Annotated in this window: 4 protein-coding genes; all 4 read right to left on the bottom strand. The window is 62.6% G+C overall.

The annotated features are described in order from the left end of the window. Positions 1-52 precede the first annotated feature (52 nt). Complete coding sequence (locus J5M66_RS13130; RefSeq protein WP_207809751.1) at positions 53-12,538, bottom strand: filamentous haemagglutinin family protein; 12,486 nt, start codon at positions 12,536-12,538, stop codon at positions 53-55. 174 nt (positions 12,539-12,712) lie between these two features. Then, complete coding sequence (locus J5M66_RS13135) at positions 12,713-13,816, bottom strand: substrate-binding domain-containing protein (protein WP_123442319.1); 1,104 nt, start codon at positions 13,814-13,816, stop codon at positions 12,713-12,715. Between the two features lie 465 nt (positions 13,817-14,281). After that, positions 14,282-15,493: a type II secretion system inner membrane protein GspF gene (gspF, locus tag J5M66_RS13140; RefSeq protein ID WP_041480124.1), complete on the bottom strand. Its 1,212-nt coding sequence runs from the start codon at positions 15,491-15,493 to the stop codon at positions 14,282-14,284. Next, positions 15,493-16,899: a type II secretion system ATPase GspE gene (gene gspE / locus J5M66_RS13145; protein WP_207809749.1), complete on the bottom strand. Its 1,407-nt coding sequence runs from the start codon at positions 16,897-16,899 to the stop codon at positions 15,493-15,495. Before gspE ends, gspF begins: the two co-directional genes overlap by 1 nt. Positions 16,900-18,504: the final 1,605 nt, after the last annotated feature.

Raw genomic sequence — 18,504 nt, forward strand, 5'->3', positions numbered from 1 at the left:
CTCATAAAAAAGGCGGCCAACCGGCCGCCCAAACGTACTGCACGAGAGTCTTTTACAACGTCAGCTGCCCGCGCTCCTCCTCTGTCAGCTGCTGCTTCGCCTGTTCATCCAATGCCCCGGCGCCGAGCACTTGCACCGGGCTGTCCGGGTTATAACCCGTCGCCGGCGTGCGACTGGCACCATCACGCGACGGCGCCAGTTGCTCGTTGCCGAAGCTGAGTACCTGCACGGTGAACACCGAGGCCTGGTTCTGCCGCGCCGCTGCCTGTTGCTGCCGGGCGACGTCTTCCGCCGCTTGCGTAGCGGATGAAGCTGCCGAGCTCGCCGAGGTGATCGCGCCGGTATTCACCGCCGACACCACCGGCACGCCGGTCGCTTTGCCCTGCACCGAAATGTTCGCGGCGTTGACCACCGTCAGCGCGGCGATGTTGACGTTGCCCGACACGCGAATCCCCGCCTCGCCGGCATCGATGGTGCCCAGTGGCGCAATCAGGTCGATGTTGCCCGGTGCCACTTCGGCGATCGGGTTGAGCGTGGCGATACCGGCGCCGGTACTCGGCACCGATGGCGACAGCGTGACGTTGCCCCAGGTGTCGTAGACACGTTTTGGCGGTGTGTAGACCACGGTGGTTTTCGAGCCGCGACCGGCGTTGATATCGCCCTCGGCGGACCAGCCGAGAATCGAGCCGCCGAAGGTGGTCATGATCCGGCTCTGGCCGAGCAGGATGCTGCCTTGCGAATACAGCTGAATGTCGCCCGAACCCTGAGTAATGATCCCCGCCGTCGACGGCGGCGCCGCGCCTTCGATGCCGAACACCTGACCACCGCCCGGTGTGAGCATCTGGATATCGCCGCCAAACAGCGTCTTGACCCCGGCGCCGCCGTACATCGTGATATCGCCGTCGTAGCGAATCGGATTGCCGGCGACATCAGTGGTCGGGAACAGTGCCGCAATGGCGTTGCGACCGCGCAGGTAACTGCCAGTGCGCGGGCCGTCGGCATCGGTGTATTCCAGGCCGCCGGCACGCAATTCGGCGAAGTACACCTGGCGGGCGAAGATCGCCTGCTCGGTACTCGGCAGTGCGGCGAAGAACGCTTGCGCCTGTTCGTCGCTACCCTTGAAGCCATAACCCAGGCTCAGCCAGCTCTGCAGTTCTTCGACGTAGGTCTTGACCACTTTGCCCGGCTGCGCGCTGAGGGCCACCGCTGAATCCGCGACGTTTTGCGGGTTCAGATAACGCGCAATGAACCGTGAGTAATCCGGCCCCTGCGCGCCCGCACCCGCTTGCATCACGATGCTCGCACCGGGGCGCTGATCACCTGCCACGACAGGGCCGAGGCTGGTGATGCTGGCGCGATCCTCCATCAGGATATTGCGCCCGGCATTGACGTCCAGAACACCCGGGCCGGCAATGTCGAAGCTGCTGTAGAGAATGTCTCGCCCGGCCGAAACCCGCGAAATGTCGCGCGCATCGTTATGCACGAACAGATTGCCGGTAGACGCGATCTGTTCGTTATTGCGACTCATGCCCCCAACGGGCGCAAACGTGGGTTGCCCCAAATTGGTACCGGACGCCACGATGTCACGCCCCGCCACCATCCACACCGGGCCTGCCGATTCATACCAGGTGCGCTTCGTGGTCGCGAACGCCAGCGTTTCGCCCGTTCGAATTCCTACCAGGTCACCGGTCAGTGCATAGAAGCGCGCCGGCCCCTGAACACTGCTCAACCCCGAGTAGCTATCGGGACCAAAGGCAAACAGTGGATAGCGCGAATTGGTTTGCGCCAGCACACCATCGCTGCCGGCGTTGGTCGTGATCGGCCGAGCGGACTGGTTGTTGCCGTAGCCATTGAACGCGGGTGCAAACGGTGTGGCGAGCGCCGCCGGGCTGGCCCCTGACTGGTTGATGGCGTAGCCGCCGGCATAGATCGAATCCCCAGCGATCAGTTCAAGCTGCCCCGCGCTGGAAGGTGCCAACAGCAATGACCAGGCCAGAGCCGGCGCCGGGTTGCCTATGCCGTAGGCCGCTGATGGTCCCGCATAAATCGAGCCCTGGCCGGCCACGGCACGCAATATCGAAGGAAAGACGAAGCGGTCATCGGTCGGTGACCCGTTAAGCCCGGCGACGGGGTCCTGCCCGGTGGTTTCCATCAACTGGGTGCTGGGCGTCAGGTTGCCGCCGGCCGAGAACAAATCGATGGCCGTGTGATCGGTCCACAGCGAGAAACCACTCAAACCGCCACCGGCATGGTAAATGCCATCGGCCGTGGTAAACGGTGTGGAGTTCTGCAACCTCACGCGGCCCGGATCGGCGGCGCCACCCAACACCAGATCGCCGCGGGTGTTGAGGCGCATGCCGGAGTCACCGGGAATCAGCACCAGCCCACCACTGGCATTACTGGCCGTCGAGTTGAACGGGTCGAAGGCGCGCGTTTCCCGTGGGTCATGAAACAGCGCCGAGGCGCCGTACTGCAGATTGATACCGCCCAACGCGGCGCCCGTCAGTTGCGCCGCACCGCGCAGGTTGATGAGCGCGCCCTGCAAGTCGTGCGTCGGCGTGCCGGTACCCGCCAGGCCGGCACGTGCCTGCAGAGACGGATTAAGGACACCGCCCAGACGAATATCCAGGTCTCCGCCACCGGTCAGTTGCAAGTTCCCGTCACTGTCCACGCGGCCCGTACTGCCGACAGCCACGATCAACCCCTGACTGCGAGGGTACGACGCATACCTGTCGTCGCCCATGGCCTTGAGCATGCCGGCATCCCCGCCGGCGCTCAGACTGATGTTGCCGCCGCCCAGCGTACCGAACCCGGTAAAGCCCACCAGATAAGGTCTGGTTTCCTCGCCCAGCGCTGGCAATGGCTGCGCGGCGTAGCTGCCGAAATTGATCCACCAGGCAGTCGGTACATCGTTGTTGGCGGTGCCCTGGCGCCAGAGCCAATTGCCCACCGCCACACTCGGCACCTGCTCCCGCGTACCGTCGCCCGTGGCGACCGAGCGACGGCCAAGCACGTCACCCGACACAGACCCGCCGGCATTGATCGTCAGGTTACCGCCCATCTGCGGATACCAGGCCTGATAGAGGTTGGCACTGCCGCCATCGACCCATTTTTCGTAATCGCTGCCAGCACTGCCCAATACCGAGCCATCAGCCGACAGCCTTCCGCGGGGCTGGTTATAAAGCGCGTCGACGTCTGCCGATTGGGTGCCGGCGGTGTAGACGCCGAAAGGTGAGGCCATGCTGAGGTTACCGGCCGCCATCAAATCCAGGTCGCCGGTGCCAGTACGCAAAACGCTGAACATCTGCGTGTGGGCCTGGGCGCTCTTGCTCGGATTGTTTTCAATGCACAGTGCCGGGTCGATGGAGCACCAGAACAATTCGTCATCGTTCATCGGTGTGTAATCCGGCATGCCCATCCAGTTGCCAGGCGCCCACACACTGCGCGCCATGGGCGCGCAAGAACCGGGAGCGATATCACAGAGCACAAGGTATTCCTCGGGAACCGGTTCGTACGGTGTAAAGCCATACTCGTTATCCACCGCCCAGACCAGTTTGCCGGCCACCTCGATCATGCTCACACCATAGTGAGTGTCGGCCATCTGCAAGTTGCCAACGCTGGCCTGAGGTTTCACGCTACGGCTGTCGGCCGCAGTCAGATCGGCCCCTGCCACCATGCGCATCGACCACGACGCACTGCCCGCCGGCAGCATGCTGGCGATCGCCCAGTTTCGACCTTGCTGGTTGCCATTGGCAGGACGCAGGTCGAGCAATACCGTGCCATCGGCGAGCTTCACGTTGGTCATGGAGGGGATCAGCGAACCCCGCAACAGCGCCAACGTTCCGTTCAACACAACACCCACCGTTTTATTGTCGGCATCAACCGCACCCGGCAGCGGCACGCCTTTGGGCCAGAGCAGGGCCTGCAGTGCGGTGGCGTTGTTCAAGCGAATACCTGCACCCAAACGACTGCCGGTCGGCAGGGTCACAGCGTTGTCGAGCAACGTGCCGGCGGCATACATCAGGTTACCCGCCGCGTCATGCACATCGCCGGCCAGCACCGTTCCACCCTGTAACACGTAAGGTGCGGCCAAAGTGCTCTGAACCGGCAACACCGTGCCCGCAGCCAGTGTGGCGGCTTGAATCGGCAGGTCGTAATTCAAGGTGGCGCCAACCGGAAAGAGCGTCCCTTCGGCAAGGCTGACACCACTGCCCGGTACGATCAGGTCACCGCCGAAAGGCTGTATCCCCGGCAACAGTTTCCAGCCAGCGTCGTCCACGGTTTCCGGCGGCGGTGCGAAACCGTCGTTGATGCTGCCGTAGATATCGAGGTTGCCACCGGCACGGATCAACAGGCTGCCCGCTTCCCCGCTGCCATACACCGAGGTCCGGCGAGTGTGTGGGTTGAGGCTGGCGTAACGGTAGCCGGACAAGTCGAGATCGCCCTGCACCACCAGATCGCCGTCAGCGGTTTTGCTGACGATTTCCACCCCCGGGCGCAGATGAAACGCATCGGCATAGGTCGCATTGTTGAGGCCGGCCAGTTTGCGTTGAAGCAGATCACTGTTACCCAGCGCCGCATCGATAAAGCCGCTGCTGTCTGAGTGAATGCGATCCAGGTAGGCTTGATCGATCACTTGATACGGGCGACCGCTGGCCGCCGGATCGGTGCCATCGGCAGCGTCACTGTAACTTCGCACGGCATTCAGCCCGATGGAGCGGGCACCTTGAATACTCAACGTACCGCTGGCATCCACCGCAATGTCACCGCCGCCCAGGCGCGGTGCATTCAGCTCCAGCGTCCCACGCAACACGTCATCGCGTTGTCCCGCCTGGTTTCCAGGCGCTGCATCGGTGCCGTGACGCAGATCAATCCGTGCACCAGCGGCCAGCGTCAGCACGCCGTCACCTGAACTGAGTTCAACCATGGCGCGGTTCGGTGCGTCGATGATTTTGCCGTAGCTGTCGACGCGCAGTACGCGGCCATGGGCATCGAGCAGCGCGTTGCCCGTCAGGCTCAAACCGTTTTTGCCGGCAAGGCGAATGCTGCCGACCCGTTCACCACTGGCATCGATCACCCCGTCCACGGTCAGGTTGCCGTTGTCCACCGAGACATTGACTTCGCCCGCTTTGAGTTCGTTACCGATACGCAGATCGCCCTGCTTGAACTGGAAGCTTCGACTGCCCACTACCCCGCCGGCATTCAAGCGCAGGTTAAGGCTGGCAAAGGCCTGGCTCAAATCACCCGCCAGGCGCTGGGCGCGAATGTCCACGCCACCGGCCTTGTACGGCACCCACGTGCCGCCCGCGTCGTAATAGCCACTGCTGCTGCCGCCAATCTGCCCTTGCAGATCAACCTGTCCAGCGTCAGTGGCCAGGGCCACAACGCTCAATTGGCCGGCCTGATTGTTGACGGCGGACAGATCGATTCGCGAGCCCGCCAACTGACGAATATTGCCGTTGTTGCTCTGCAACGACACGTCGCCGCCCCAGCTGTATTTCTGCACATCATTGAACGGCAGAACCCGGCCCGCCATGTCCACCTGCGCGCCGCTGCCAAGCAGCAGATCATCCTCGGCATTGACCAGCAGCTTGCCGCTGGCGAGGACGATGCGACTGTCGAGCACAACACTGCGTGCCGTCAGGCTCAGTTGCGCACCGAGGGCATCCGCGGCAGCCGTTGTGGCGCTACCACTCAGCGTCAGGTTGTTGCCCGCCTTGAGTTCACTGACCGAGGCGGCCTCGCCGGTCAGCAATGGCGTGCGCAGATTGAGATTGCCGCCGCTGTAGCTGAACCCCTTGACCGCGTCATAAGCTCCTTGGGATTCGTACACCGCCAGACTGCCCTTGTGGTTGGCGGTGATGCGCTCGCTGGCGTTGAAGTTGACGTTGGCAAACCCCAGGGCCAGTCGGTTATTGCGATCCAGGCCATTGGGCTGCGGGTTCGGGCCATAACCCAATTCGATCCGCTGTGCCTGAATATCCAGCGTGCCGTGCCCGTTGCCGGCGCCGTCCTTGACCACCGTACCCGGGGCCTGAGTCGCCCCGTTCCAGATCAGATTGCGGGTGCGGATCGTCGCGACATCGGTGGCAGCGCCCGAGCCGTAGATGGCCGGGCTACCCAACACCAGATTCTGCAAACGACTCTGGCCGGTCTGCGGATCAATGGTGTCGAGGGTCACGCTGCCGAAAAAGTTGAACGCATCGCGGGCCGCCAGACTCAGGGTTTCCAGGGCGGGGGCGCCAGATTGCGTGTCGCCCTGCAACAGGCGATCCAGCACGTTCTGGTTAAGCGTCAGGCCCGCGGGTGTGCGGCCGCTGGCTGCGGCCAGTGCTTGCGGACTGCCGGCATTGACCACACCTACCGAAAGCCCGAGTTGGCGAGTGCCAAAGCGCACGCTTTCGCCCAGTTCGAAGTCTTTGTCAGTGGCGGCGATGATGCTGCCGTTGGAGTACAGCAACGCCGCAGCGGTGCAATCGGCCGTCGGACAGTTGCCGATACGAATGCTCCCGCCCCCGCCTTCGGTGGGCGCAAGCACCGGCGTCCAGCCGTTGGACACCACCAGCAGGCTGGAGCGCCCCGGTTCGTAGACGAAACCGGCTGCGGCATCATACGGAACGTTACCTCGCCCCAAGGTATTGACGCCCGCTCCCGCATCGATGGTGATGCCACCATTGGCGCTGTTACTGCTCAGCACAACCTCTGGCGCCGAGAGGATCGCGCCTTCGCGCAGACGAATCGCCGAGGTATTGCCGATCACCTTGATCGAGCCGCCCTCCGAACCGTAATACACGGTTGGGGTGCCACCGATGGTCAAACGTCCGGCATTCAAGCGGTTGAGGGTGTCGGCGTACAGCGATACACCGTCGAACCCTGGCGTTCGCGTATGCCCGGCACCGAGAATTTCAAACTCTGCGCCGGTATAACCGCCCTGAACGACCGCCGTACCAATGACCCCGCCGCTGGCAGGTTTGAACAGCACCTGCCCGTTGAAATCCAGGGCTGAGTCGTGCTCGCCGCCACTGACCATGCGCAGGTGCAGCGTGTTGCCGTCCAGCGGTGTGCGGGCGCGCGGCAGACCGCGGCGGGCAGCATCGTTGAGCACAAATTGGCTGAACCCGGTTTCGTTGTACTGTGAATAGCGCCGCAGCACATCGGCAGACGTCACGATGACCTGGCTGGGCAAACTGTCGCGAATACCGGTGTTGGCAATCGACAGCTGTCCGGCCGTGGTCCACGAGCCATTGCGCAACTTCAACGCACTGTCCATCGGCCCCGCAATCGCTTGACCATTGATTTCGACCCGGAAGGCGCCCGGTAACAAGGCAAAGGTCGATGGCAACAAGGTGTAGGTGCCGGGTGCCAGTCCGGCAACGCCGGTCCCGAGGGTGATCTGCTGGCCGATACGCGGGTCGACCGCGCCGGCCTCGGCCAGCATCGGCGCATAGCGGCTCTGGTCACCGGCCACGATTGCATACACGGGGTTGCTGGCCAGCCCCGGCAAACTGAAGGTGCCATCGGTGGCATTGCGTACCAGCGGATTGAAACGCGCGTCGGTGGAGCCACCTCGTCCGGAGACAAAACCGGCACCGCGCAAATCGCCGCCGCCCGAAAGGTCGATGACCGCCCCGGCCTGCACATTGGTGTATTGCGCATCAAGGATGACCCCGGAGGTCGCTCCGGCAACGCCATTCAACATCACCGACTTACCGTTGTACCGATAGTCGATACCGTCGGTGGTTCCTCCATAGGGCATGACCAGTCCGGCGGCGCTGACTGAAGTCACGCTGCCCGGCAGAAGGTGAAGTTCGCGAGTTTTGACAATGACGTCATCACCCAGGGATATCAGCCCCAAAGGCGCACGAATGACGCCGCCCTGCTCGATCTGTCCCGCACTGAGTGTCAGGCTGCCGAACACCGAGTAAGGCAAAGCGGTCGGCGCCGCCCCGTGATTGCCGATACGCAACGTATGCTCCGGCACCGATCCGGCCATACTCTGATAGCCCACTCGCACCTCAGCCGAGACGCCACTGGCCGGGTAGATCTGCGCAGCCCGCATGTGCATGTCACCCGCAGTCCACAGACGGCTGCGCTGCTGTTCATCGGTTGGCGCGAGGAAGCGCAGGTCGCCCTGGCTGTCCAGCGTGACCAGACCAAAGCCACGGCGGCTGACCGCCAGGGCCGGTGCGGCCGATTGCACGAGAGTCCCTTCGGTGCCGAATGAAAGCGAGTTGCCCACGTCCAGCAGGTTCGCGCTGGCGGTGAATTGCGCGCCGGACAACTGCGCTGTCGGATTGCTCATCACCCGCGGACGCACTTTGACTTCCGAGCTGAAATAGGTGCCCAGCCCTGACAGGCGCAGGTAAGGTGCGCTGAGGTTGACCCGGGCGCTGTCACTCGCCGACTCGGCCAATGAAAGAGAACCGGCGAACAGGCTCAGGCCCTGTCCCATGTGCAGGTCGACATCGCCGTCGAACGTCATCAGACCGTTGCTCAGCAGACTCACGCTGTCGAAGCCACCGCTCATCAGCTGATCGGCACTCAAGCGTGTACGCCCGTAGCGTAAAAGTGGCGAAGCCTCACCCGCTCGCAGCGGCTGCGGCAGTGCCGGCGCGGGCCCTTGGCCAATGATCATTTCACGTGGCACGCGCACCGCATTGCTCAAGTTCGCGGGACCGTACGCCGGTGTATCAAGAGCGATCTCCAGACGCCCGCCCGCCGCACCTGCACCGCCAGCATTGGCCTGCAGACTGCCCTCGATGAACAGACCATTGTAGGAACTCAGGGTGATCCGTCCGCCATCGGTGGCCACACGAGCGGGGCCTTGCCCACCGCTATCGAGCACGGCTTGCGCACCGGACGCTTCCAGTCGCGCACCTTGGCGGACGATGACGTAAGCATCGGCAGCGGTCGCCGTGATTTTCTTCACATCAATCTCGCCACCGACGATGATCGAGCCACCCTTGCCAACCAGGCCGTAGACGCGGCCCAGCGCATCGACGGCGGTCGCTGCCCGACCGGCGACATCGATCAAGGCATGTTCACCGATCCAGATCGAACGGTTGTGCGGGGTCGGATCGGCCTCTTGCAAGGACGTCGCCACATCAATCGCGCCGAACTGCTGTTGACGGATATCGACAATACCGCCCCAGGCGTTGAGTTCACCATCAAGCGTGATCTGGCCTGCCCCGCGCAAACCGATGCGCTGGCCGGGATCGACGCTGATCCGTGAGCCTTCGCCAATCGACAACGGACTGCTGGCGGGATCAATCAAGCCAGCAAGCGTCGCGCCGGCCTGCAATGCGACAGAAGCGCCGGCCCTTTGCGTCAAGACGCCCTTGAGCGGGTCTTCCTGAAATAGCGCGGGCGTCCATAGCTCCAGCGCAGCGCGCGGCGACATACCGGACACAATGGTCGAGGCGGATTCGCCAAATCGATAGACCGGCATCTGCACATCGATCACGCTTTGCGCGGCGACCTCCAGCCCCTTCAGACCGATGATGTTGTAGGCGCTGAACCCCGTGTGGAACAGCTCCGGCGTCAGGCGCAGGGTCTGTTCTTCGGCCACTTCGCCGGAAGCGCCGATCCGCACCTTGCTGGCCTGCACGGTCAAGGTGCCGCCGCCGTTCACGCCATAGCCCTGCACCTCGCCATCGAGCACCATGCGCGACAGGCCTGGCGCACTATTGGCGCTGGATTCAAGCGTCACGTCGCCACCCTTGCCGCCACGCGTCTTGCCGTTGGCCAATACCGCACCGCCCGACGAAACATCGACCAGACTGCCACTGGCCAGCAGAATGTCGCCGGTACTGCGGATCGACACCGTCCCGCCATTGAGGTACGCCAGGCCGCCCGCGTCGTCCGGGTTACTCGACAGGTTGCTCCACAGACCGCGTGTTTGCAGCTGCACACCCTGCGCAACCGTCACTCGCGCTTGCTTGCCTGCTGAAACCTGGAGACTGGTGTCATCAAGCCGATCGGTGGCGAGCTGGTTCAAAACGTTGCCCAATTGCAGGCTGCCGCCTTGCGCAATCAGATCGGCATTGACCTGCACGTCAGGGCTGAACAGGGTGATGTTGCCACCGTGATCCACCGTCACGCCTTCATTGACTTCAATCGTGTTTTTTGCCGAGATCTTCAGCGCGCCCAGCGCGAAACCATTGAGCAGCCCGGCATCGAGGAACAGTTTGCCTGCGCGTTCTGCCGCGACCGCATCGGTCAGCCCTGCGTTCGCTACGCTGGCATGCGCGCCCCCCACTTGCACCTGATCGAGCAACGGGTCGAGTTGATAGAGCAGGCCAGCACTGGCAGCGACATAAGCAGCATCGTAACTGCCAACCACCAACTGCCCTCGCCGCGCCCGGGCGGTCTGGGTCTGGGCATAGCCGTCCAGACTTGCCCGCGGTGCCTGGATTTGCCGTTCGCCCTGAAACACCTCACCCAACAGCTGGCCTTCCAGCACGGCGTTGCCCGTTGCGATCACCAACTGGCCGGCATCCCGGCCAACGGTGTAACCCGCTTCCTGACGACGCGTCGGCGCGATCAACGGGCTATAGAAATAATCCGTCTGGCCCCAGCGCTCGCTGTGACTTTCGTAACCTTTGTAAAGACCGTTGTAGAGAATATCGCCCGGCGCACGCGACACTTCGTATAACCGCCCGTCCGCACCGCGCAGCCAGCTCTGGCGAATCTCGCCGCCCTGCACATCAAGCGTGCCGCCGGACACATTGATCAGCGAACCTTTTTCGCTGATCACGTCCTTTCCGGAAAACCGCACCTCACCGCCCTGCGCCATCCATTCACCAACGCCATGGCCCTGAGTGCCGAGGTATCCGCCGACCTCCAACAACCCACCGGCGGTGTACCAGCGGTCGGTGGCGTAACCGTTGGTGCCCGCCGGCACGAATACCAGCTCACGGACATCGACCCAGATGTCGTTACTGTTGAGCGCGCCGTTCTCGCGATTGACCGGCGCATCACGCTGCTCGTTGCCCTGGACGTTGATCTTGATGTTGTTGTTTGCCATCGCCACTTTGACGCCGAGGGCGCCGGACACGTCGATCACCGCCCCCTCGCGCAACAGACTGCGTCGCCCGGCGGCAACTGCCACCTGCCCACCGGTGGCAAGGGTGATCGAGCCGCTTTTGAATTCGACGGTGCCGCCGCTGCCGATGTCGATGCGAGACTGATCGCTGCGGATCCGGTTGTTGGCATTGACGCCGGTCAGCGCCGCCTCGCGCTGGCTGTCCAGGGCGGTGAGATCACTGCTGTCGAGCAGAATCGCACTGACGCCATTTTCGCCCAGGGTCACACGGCCTTGGGCATCGCTGGCCGGATTGAGCAAATGCACGGTGCCGCGCGTCGCCACCGAAGTGCTCGCCAGCAGCACACCGTTTTGCACAACGTCGCGGCCGGTCAGGGTGATGTCGCCGGTGGATGCCTGGATCAGGCCGGTGTTGCTGACTTTGCCCGAGCTGTCAGCCTTGAAACCGGGAATGACCTCACTGCCGAAAGTGGTTGAATAACCATTACCGTCGGTGCCCGAGCCCTTGCGGATATGGAAACGGTCCCCCGCACCCAGCACCGTCTGACCTTTGGCCGTACTGATCGAGCCGTCGTTCTGCACGTCCTGGCCGAGCAGCAAGGTATAGCCGCCTGCGTCGGTGGAGAGCGCAGGTTGATGCGTTTGTATGGCTGCGCCACGCTCCACCAGGACTTTGCCAGCAGCGTCGGTGAAGGTTGGCTGACTGCCGGTGCTGTCGAAATACAGACCCCGATCGCGAAATTGTGCATCGGTCATGTTCGCGGCTGCCGCTACCAGATTTCGCACATTGACCTGGCTGCCACCGCTGAAGACGATGCCGTTGCGGTTGATCAGCATCACCGTGCCGTCCGCTTTGATCTGCCCCTGAATCTGGCTGGCCCGTGCGCTCGGATCGTTGACGCGATTGAGCACCGCCCAGTTGGCCTGCTGGGCAAATTCCACTGTGGTATTGCGGCCGACGTTGAACGTTTCCCAATTGAGAATCGCCTTGTCGGCGGTCTGCTCGATCTTCACCGTGGTCTTGCCGTCGGCCTGGGTCTGTTGCGGGCCTTTGGCGTTCATCCAGCCCTGGCTCAGGCTGTTATCGATCTTCAGGCCGCCCTCGCCCAATCCGTCCGGAACCACTTGCACACTGCCCAATGCGGCGGCACGTCCAGCGGCTTGTGCGGCCTGCTGAGCGGCAATCGCTGCCACGGTGTTATTGAGCGTCTGCAAAGAGCGCTGCAACTGCTGGCTGGCCCGTTGCTGCTGGGCCAGCGGTGGGGTCATCCCCGGCAGACCGCTCCCACCCGGACGCGACGCCGACGCCTGCTGCGCTGCGCCCTTCGCGGCAAACCAGGTGGAACTGAACGCTGTCGCCGCCTCGGCACTGCCCGCCACCAGACACAAGGCGACGGCTTGCGCCAATGGCTTGAGCAGCCACTGTGCGGGATCGCCCGCGCCACGTTTGATCGGCCGGATACGGTTACTGTGACGGGAGGTGCGAGCAAGCATCACTACAGGTCCTTTTGGGTGGCAGGTCGGATCAGCCCTGCTGTTACGACATAGGCAGTTGGCGAGGCTCACGACCGAACGGATGTCACACAAACTTCATGATCAAGGAGTAAATCGGCAAAAAAAAACAGCAGCCCGAAGGCTGCTGCCGTTTCATTGCAGTTGAGACAAGGCTTACAAAGGACGACCAATGCCATTGCAGGCGTTGGCGTTGTTGATGTCCAGGTTATTGCCCGAGGTGTTGGTGATGAAGTTGGCGGTCACAGCGGTTTTCCAGTTGTTGGGAACCGGCGTGAAGCTGTGGGCGACGGTGGCGACGTTGTTGCCCGGGTTGCTGTAGTGGGTGGTCAGGAAGTTGCGCACGGCGGTGGCCACGGCTGCATCTTTGTAGCACTGGCCGAAGATGAAGTTGGTGTAAGCCACAATCGGGTAACCGCTTGCCGGGTTAGGCACGACCGGGGCCCAGCCAGCCGGGTTGGCAGGTGCGCTTGGCACCGGTGCAGTGCTCAGCGCCAGCGTCACGTTAGCGTTGGTTGGCTGGACGCCATTGACGCGGGCAACCACAGCGTTGCTGGTGGCGTTCACGCCGTCCGGACCCACATAGCCGATCGAACCGTCCACGGCATTCACCGCAGTGGCCACATCAGCGGTGTTGGCTACGCCGACCCAAGTCGATGGCAGCGCGGAACCGGCCGGCAGACGAGCGTTGGTGAAGGTGGAGTTGACGGCGAATTTGGTCGGGCAGATCGAGTTCAGGTGACGGCTGAGGATTTCGGTGGTGCCGCTCGAAGTGCTGCGATAAACCACGCGGATTGCGGTGGTGTCGGCGGTACCCAACAGCGCGCCCCAGGTAGTCTTGGTGCCCGACAACGCGTCGCACAACTGAGCGCTGGTCAGGTTAAGCGCGGTCTGACCGGATTTTTTGTACGGAATGGCAACCGAAGTGGCCACCGATGGCAGCTGGATCAACGGGCCGTACGAAGCACCGAAGTTGGTGGTGTAGGTGCTGAGTTCCGTAGCGCTGAGGATCGAGTCGCTGGCGGCGAAGTGCACAGTACCGGTGGTGCTGAACTGGGCAGCGTTGTTGGTCAGGAAAGCGCTTTTGCCGATGCCGCTACCGGTCACGGCGTAGCTGAAGTTGGCAGGCAGGATGCTGTTGGCAGAACCTTTGTACAGTGCGGCGGGCAGCGAGGCGCCACCACCGGTTACGGCCATGGCCTGGGCGGAAGCCAGAGCGGCGACGGTCAGTGAGGCGGCGATCAGAGTGCGCTTGAACATGAAGAATCTCCTTTTCAACGTGGTTTGGAACACAGGTTTCGGAAGGCTTGCATGACACCGGGAGGGTCCACCGCAGTGGAGCCGCAGGGAGAAATTCGCAGCTTCCGGTGACAGATAAAGGAAAAAACCTCGGGAGCTGCGCGGGGATTTTGGCGCGGATTTCTCGGGTGTTTGCGGTGGGTTGCGGCGCGTCTGGATCGGGGGTTTGGCTGAATCGGGCTGGAGCCGTTGGCGGGTGGTTGCAGATGACAGAATGGAGAACCCGAGGATGGGCGGATTGGGGCTCGGGTGGTAGGCAGACCGGTGAAAGTTATTTGGGAAATTTGTTGGCTGGAATGGCCCAATCGCTGGCAAGCCAGCTCCCACAGGGGTGCAGTGTTGTTAATGCAATCTGGGGTACAACACAAAAACCTGTGGGAGCTGGCTTGCCAGCGATGAGGCCCGACCAGACAACATCAGACTGGGCTACTGCACCAACTGGTTGATCTCAATAATCGGCAACAACACCGCCATCACAATCACCAGCACCACCCCGCCCATCACCACAATCATCAGCGGCTCGAGCAACGCGGTCATGCCCATCGCCCGTCGTTCAATGTCCCGGGAAAGCGTCTGCGCCGCGCGCTCGAGCATCGGTGGCAGTGAGCCGGTTTTCTCGCCGCTGGCGATCAGGTGAATCAGCACCGGCGGAAAGACATTCTCCACCCGCAGCGCGGCGGCGAGGTTGACGCCTTCGCGCACCTTCGCCGTGGCCTCGCTGACGCTCAGGCTCAAGCGGTCGTTGGACAAGGTCTGCCGCGCCGCTTCCAATGCACGCAACAACGGCACGCCGGCGCCGCCGAGAATTGCCAGCGTGGAGGCGAATCGCGCGGTGTTCAGGCCGAGAATGAAACGCCCGAACAGCGGCAACTTCAGCACCCGGTGATGCCAGCTCAAGCGCGCCGCCGGATTGCGCAAATACAGACGCCAACTCCAGAACGCCCCGGCCATCAGCGCCGCACACAACCAGCCCCACGCGCGAATGAAATCACTGGCGGTGAGCATCGCCAGGGTCAACCCCGGCAAATCCTGCCGCGCTTGAGAGAACGCGCTGACCACCTGCGGCACCACGTAGCTGAGCAGAAAAATCACAATGCCGATCGACACCAGCCCGACCACGCCCGGATAGATAAACGCAGTAAGAATCTTGCCGCGCAGGTTATTTCGTTCCTCGATGTAATCGGCCAGCCGTTCCATCACCTGGGCGAGATCGCCGGACTCTTCGCCAGCGGCAATCAGCGCGCGGTAAATCTCGGGAAAATCCCGTGGCCGCGACGCCAGCGATTCCGCCAGACGCATGCCGCTGCGCACATCGGCGCGCACGGCGCTGAGGGTCTGGGCGATGTGCTTTTTTTCGGCCTGCTCGACCGTCGCGCTCAGCGCTGCTTCCAATGGCAGGCTGGCACCGAGCAGGCTCGCCAGTTGCCGCGTGGCCCAGGCGAGGTCGTTGTCGGAGAGTCTGGCGCTGAACAAACCGCCGCCACCGTGTCGGGCGACATTGCTTTCCTCATGCACCGACAGCGCTGTCAATCCACGTCCGCGCAAGGCACTGAACGCTGCGCTCTGGCTGTCCGCCTCAAGGTGCCCGGACTCGATTTTCCCGGTGGCATCCGCTGCTTCAAAGCGATAGCGATTCATCAGGCGTCCCGTGTCACGCGAAGGATTTCTTCCGGCGCGGTGGCACCGCTTCGAATCCAGCGCTCACCGTCCTCACGCAGGCTGAACATCCCTGCTTTCGCCGCCGCCGCGCGCAGGGCCTGCTCCCCTGCCCCTTGGTGGATCAGCGTGCGGATGTCGTCGTCGATGCAGAACAATTCGTGGATGCCGGTGCGGCCGCTGTAACCGGTGTGATTGCATGCCGCGCAGCCGACCGGACGCCAGGTGCCGGGCGTGGCCGGATCTTCCTGTTTGCACTGATTGCACAGGCGCCGCACCAGACGTTGCGCGAGGACGCCGAGCATGGATGACGCGAGGAGAAACGGCTCAACGCCCATATCGATCAGGCGATTGACTGCCGACACCGCGTCGTTGGTGTGCAGCGTCGCCAGCACCAAGTGCCCGGTGAGCGAGGCCTGCACGGCGATTTGCGCGGTCTCGAGATCGCGGACTTCGCCGATCATGATGATGTCCGGGTCCTGCCGCAGAATCGCCCGCAGCGCGAGGGCAAAGGTCATGTCGATCTTGGCGTTGACCTGAATCTGGCTGATCCCCGGCAAATCGTATTCCACCGGATCTTCCACGGTGAGGATGTTGCTGGTGCTCGCATCCAGCCGCGCCAGCGCCGCGTAGAGGCTGGTGGTTTTGCCGCTGCCGGTCGGCCCGGTGACCAGGACGATGCCGTGGGGCTGGCGGATCAGGTGGTCGAGCTTTGCCAATACCTGCGCATCCATGCCCAAGGTTTCCAGATGCAAGCGCCCGGCCTGTTTGTCGAGCAGGCGCATCACCACGCGCTCGCCGTGGCCGGTGGGCACCGTTGAAACGCGAATATCGATCGGCCGCCCCGCTACACGCAAGGCGATGCGCCCATCCTGCGGCAGGCGTTTTTCAGCGATATCGAGCTGGGCCATGATCTTGATCCGCGACACCAGCGCACCGTGCAACGCCTTGCGCGGCGAGACCACATCGCGCAGGGTGCCGTCGACGCGGTAGCGCACCACCGAATGGGTTTCGAACGGCTCGATATGAATGTCGCTGGCCTCATCACGCGCGGCCTGGGTGAGCAAGGCGTTGATCATGCGAATCACCGGCGCGCCGTCCTGGGTGTCGAGCAGGTCGGTGATTTCCGGCATGTCCTGCATCAGCCGATCGAGATCGACCTCGTTTTCCGCCGCACCCACCACCGCCGCCGCACTGCCGGTGTCGGCGTAAGCGCTGGCGAGCAGCCCGTCGAGCTCGTCATCACGCACACGCTCCAGCCGCGTCGCACCGAACTGCCGACGCACTTCGCTGATCGACCAGCCAGGCGTTGACGGGCACACCGTCAGCACGCCATCGCGCAAAAGAATGCGCTGCGCCTTGGCCCACGCGTAAGGCAATGCACTCATCGGCTACCCTCCTCACAATCCGCTGTGGCAATGGGATCTTCTGTGGTAATGCGATTCTCTGGGGCAATGAGATCCCTTGTGGCAATGGGATCCTCTGTGCCAATGCGATCCCGTGTGGCGAGGGGATTTATCCCCGTTGGGCTGCGCAGCAGACCCAAACCTTGAGAACCGGTTTCTCCAGGCAAATCGCGTGTGCCCGGTTTACGACTGCTTCGCAGCCGAGCGGGGATAAATCCCCTCGCCACAATCATCATCTCAGTCAAAACCGGGTGCTCCCTTTAATCGGCACCCTGGCAATGCGATCCCCTGTGGCAATGGAATCCTCAGTGGCAATGGGATCCCCTGTGGCGAGGGGATTTATCCCCGTTGGGCTGCGAAGCAGACCCAAACCTTGAGAACCGGTTTCTACAGGCAAATCCCGTGTACCGGTTTTACGACTGCTGCGCAGCCCAACGGGGATAAATCCCCTCGCCACAATCATCATTCCATTCAAAACCGAGTGCTCCCTTCGATCGGTTCAGTGGCAATGGGAACCTCTGTGGCCATGGGAACCTCTGTGGCGAGGGGATTCATCCCCGCTGGGCTGCGCAGCAGACCCAAACCTTGAGAACCGGTTTCTCCAGGCAAATCGCGTGTGCCCGGTTTACGACTGCTGCGCAGCCGAGCGGGGATAAATCCCCTCGCCACAATCATCATTCCATTCAAAACCGAGTGCTCCCTTCGATCGGTTCAGTGGCAATGCGATCCCCTGTGGCAATGGGAGCCTCTGTGGCGAGGGGATTTATCCCCGTTGGGCTGCGAAGCAGACCCAAACCTTGAGAACCAATTTCTCCAGGCAAATCCCGTGTGCCAGGTTTACGACTGCTGCGCAGCCGAGCGGGGATAAATCCCCTCGCCACAGTCATCATCTCAGTCAAAACCGGGTGCTCCCTTTAATCGATGCCGTGGCAATGGGATCCTCTGTGGCAATGCGATCCCCTGTGGCGAGGGGATTTATCCCCGTTGGGCTGCGCAGCAGACCCAAACCTTGAGAACCAGTTTCTCCAGGCAAATCGCGTGTATCGGTTTTACGACTGCTGCGCAGCCGAGCGGGGATAAATCCCCTCGCCACAATCATCATTCCATTCAAAACCGAGTGCTCCCTTCGATCGGTTCAGTGGCAATGGGATCCTCTGTGGCAATGCGAACCTCTGTGGCGAGGGGATTTATCCCCGTTGGGCTGCGCAGCAGACCCAAACCTTGAGAACCAGTTTCTCCAGGCAAATCGCGTGTACCGGTTTTACGACTGCTGCGCAGCCGAGCGGGGATAAATCCCCTCGCCACAATCATCACCTCAGTCAAAACCGCGTGCTCCCTTCGATCAGTGCCGTGGCAATGCGATCCTCTGTGGCAATGCGATCCCCTGTGGCGAGGGGATTTATCCCCGTTGGGCTGCGCAGCAGACCCAAACCTTGAGAACCGGTTTCTACAGGCAAATCGCGTGTGCCCGGTTTACGACTGCTGCGCAGCCGAGCGGGGATGAATCCCCTCGCCACAGTCATCATTTCAGTCAAAACCGGGTGCTCCCTTCAATCGGTACCGTGGCAATGGGATTCCCTGTGGTAA

This window comes from Pseudomonas sp. 67(2021), assembly GCF_017491835.1.
Lineage (GTDB): Bacteria > Pseudomonadota > Gammaproteobacteria > Pseudomonadales > Pseudomonadaceae > Aquipseudomonas > Aquipseudomonas atacamensis.

Bases quoted from the DNA above. Each gene is read 5' to 3' on its own strand.
- J5M66_RS13135 (WP_123442319.1), bottom strand. From the start codon at position 13,816: ATGTTCAAGCGCACTCTGATCGCCGCCTCACTGACCGTCGCCGCTCTG.
- gspF (WP_041480124.1), bottom strand. From the start codon at position 15,493: ATGAATCGCTATCGCTTTGAAGCAGCGGATGCCACCGGGAAAATCGAG.
- J5M66_RS13130 (WP_207809751.1), bottom strand. From the start codon at position 12,538: ATGCTTGCTCGCACCTCCCGTCACAGTAACCGTATCCGGCCGATCAAA.
- gspE (WP_207809749.1), bottom strand. From the start codon at position 16,899: ATGAGTGCATTGCCTTACGCGTGGGCCAAGGCGCAGCGCATTCTTTTG.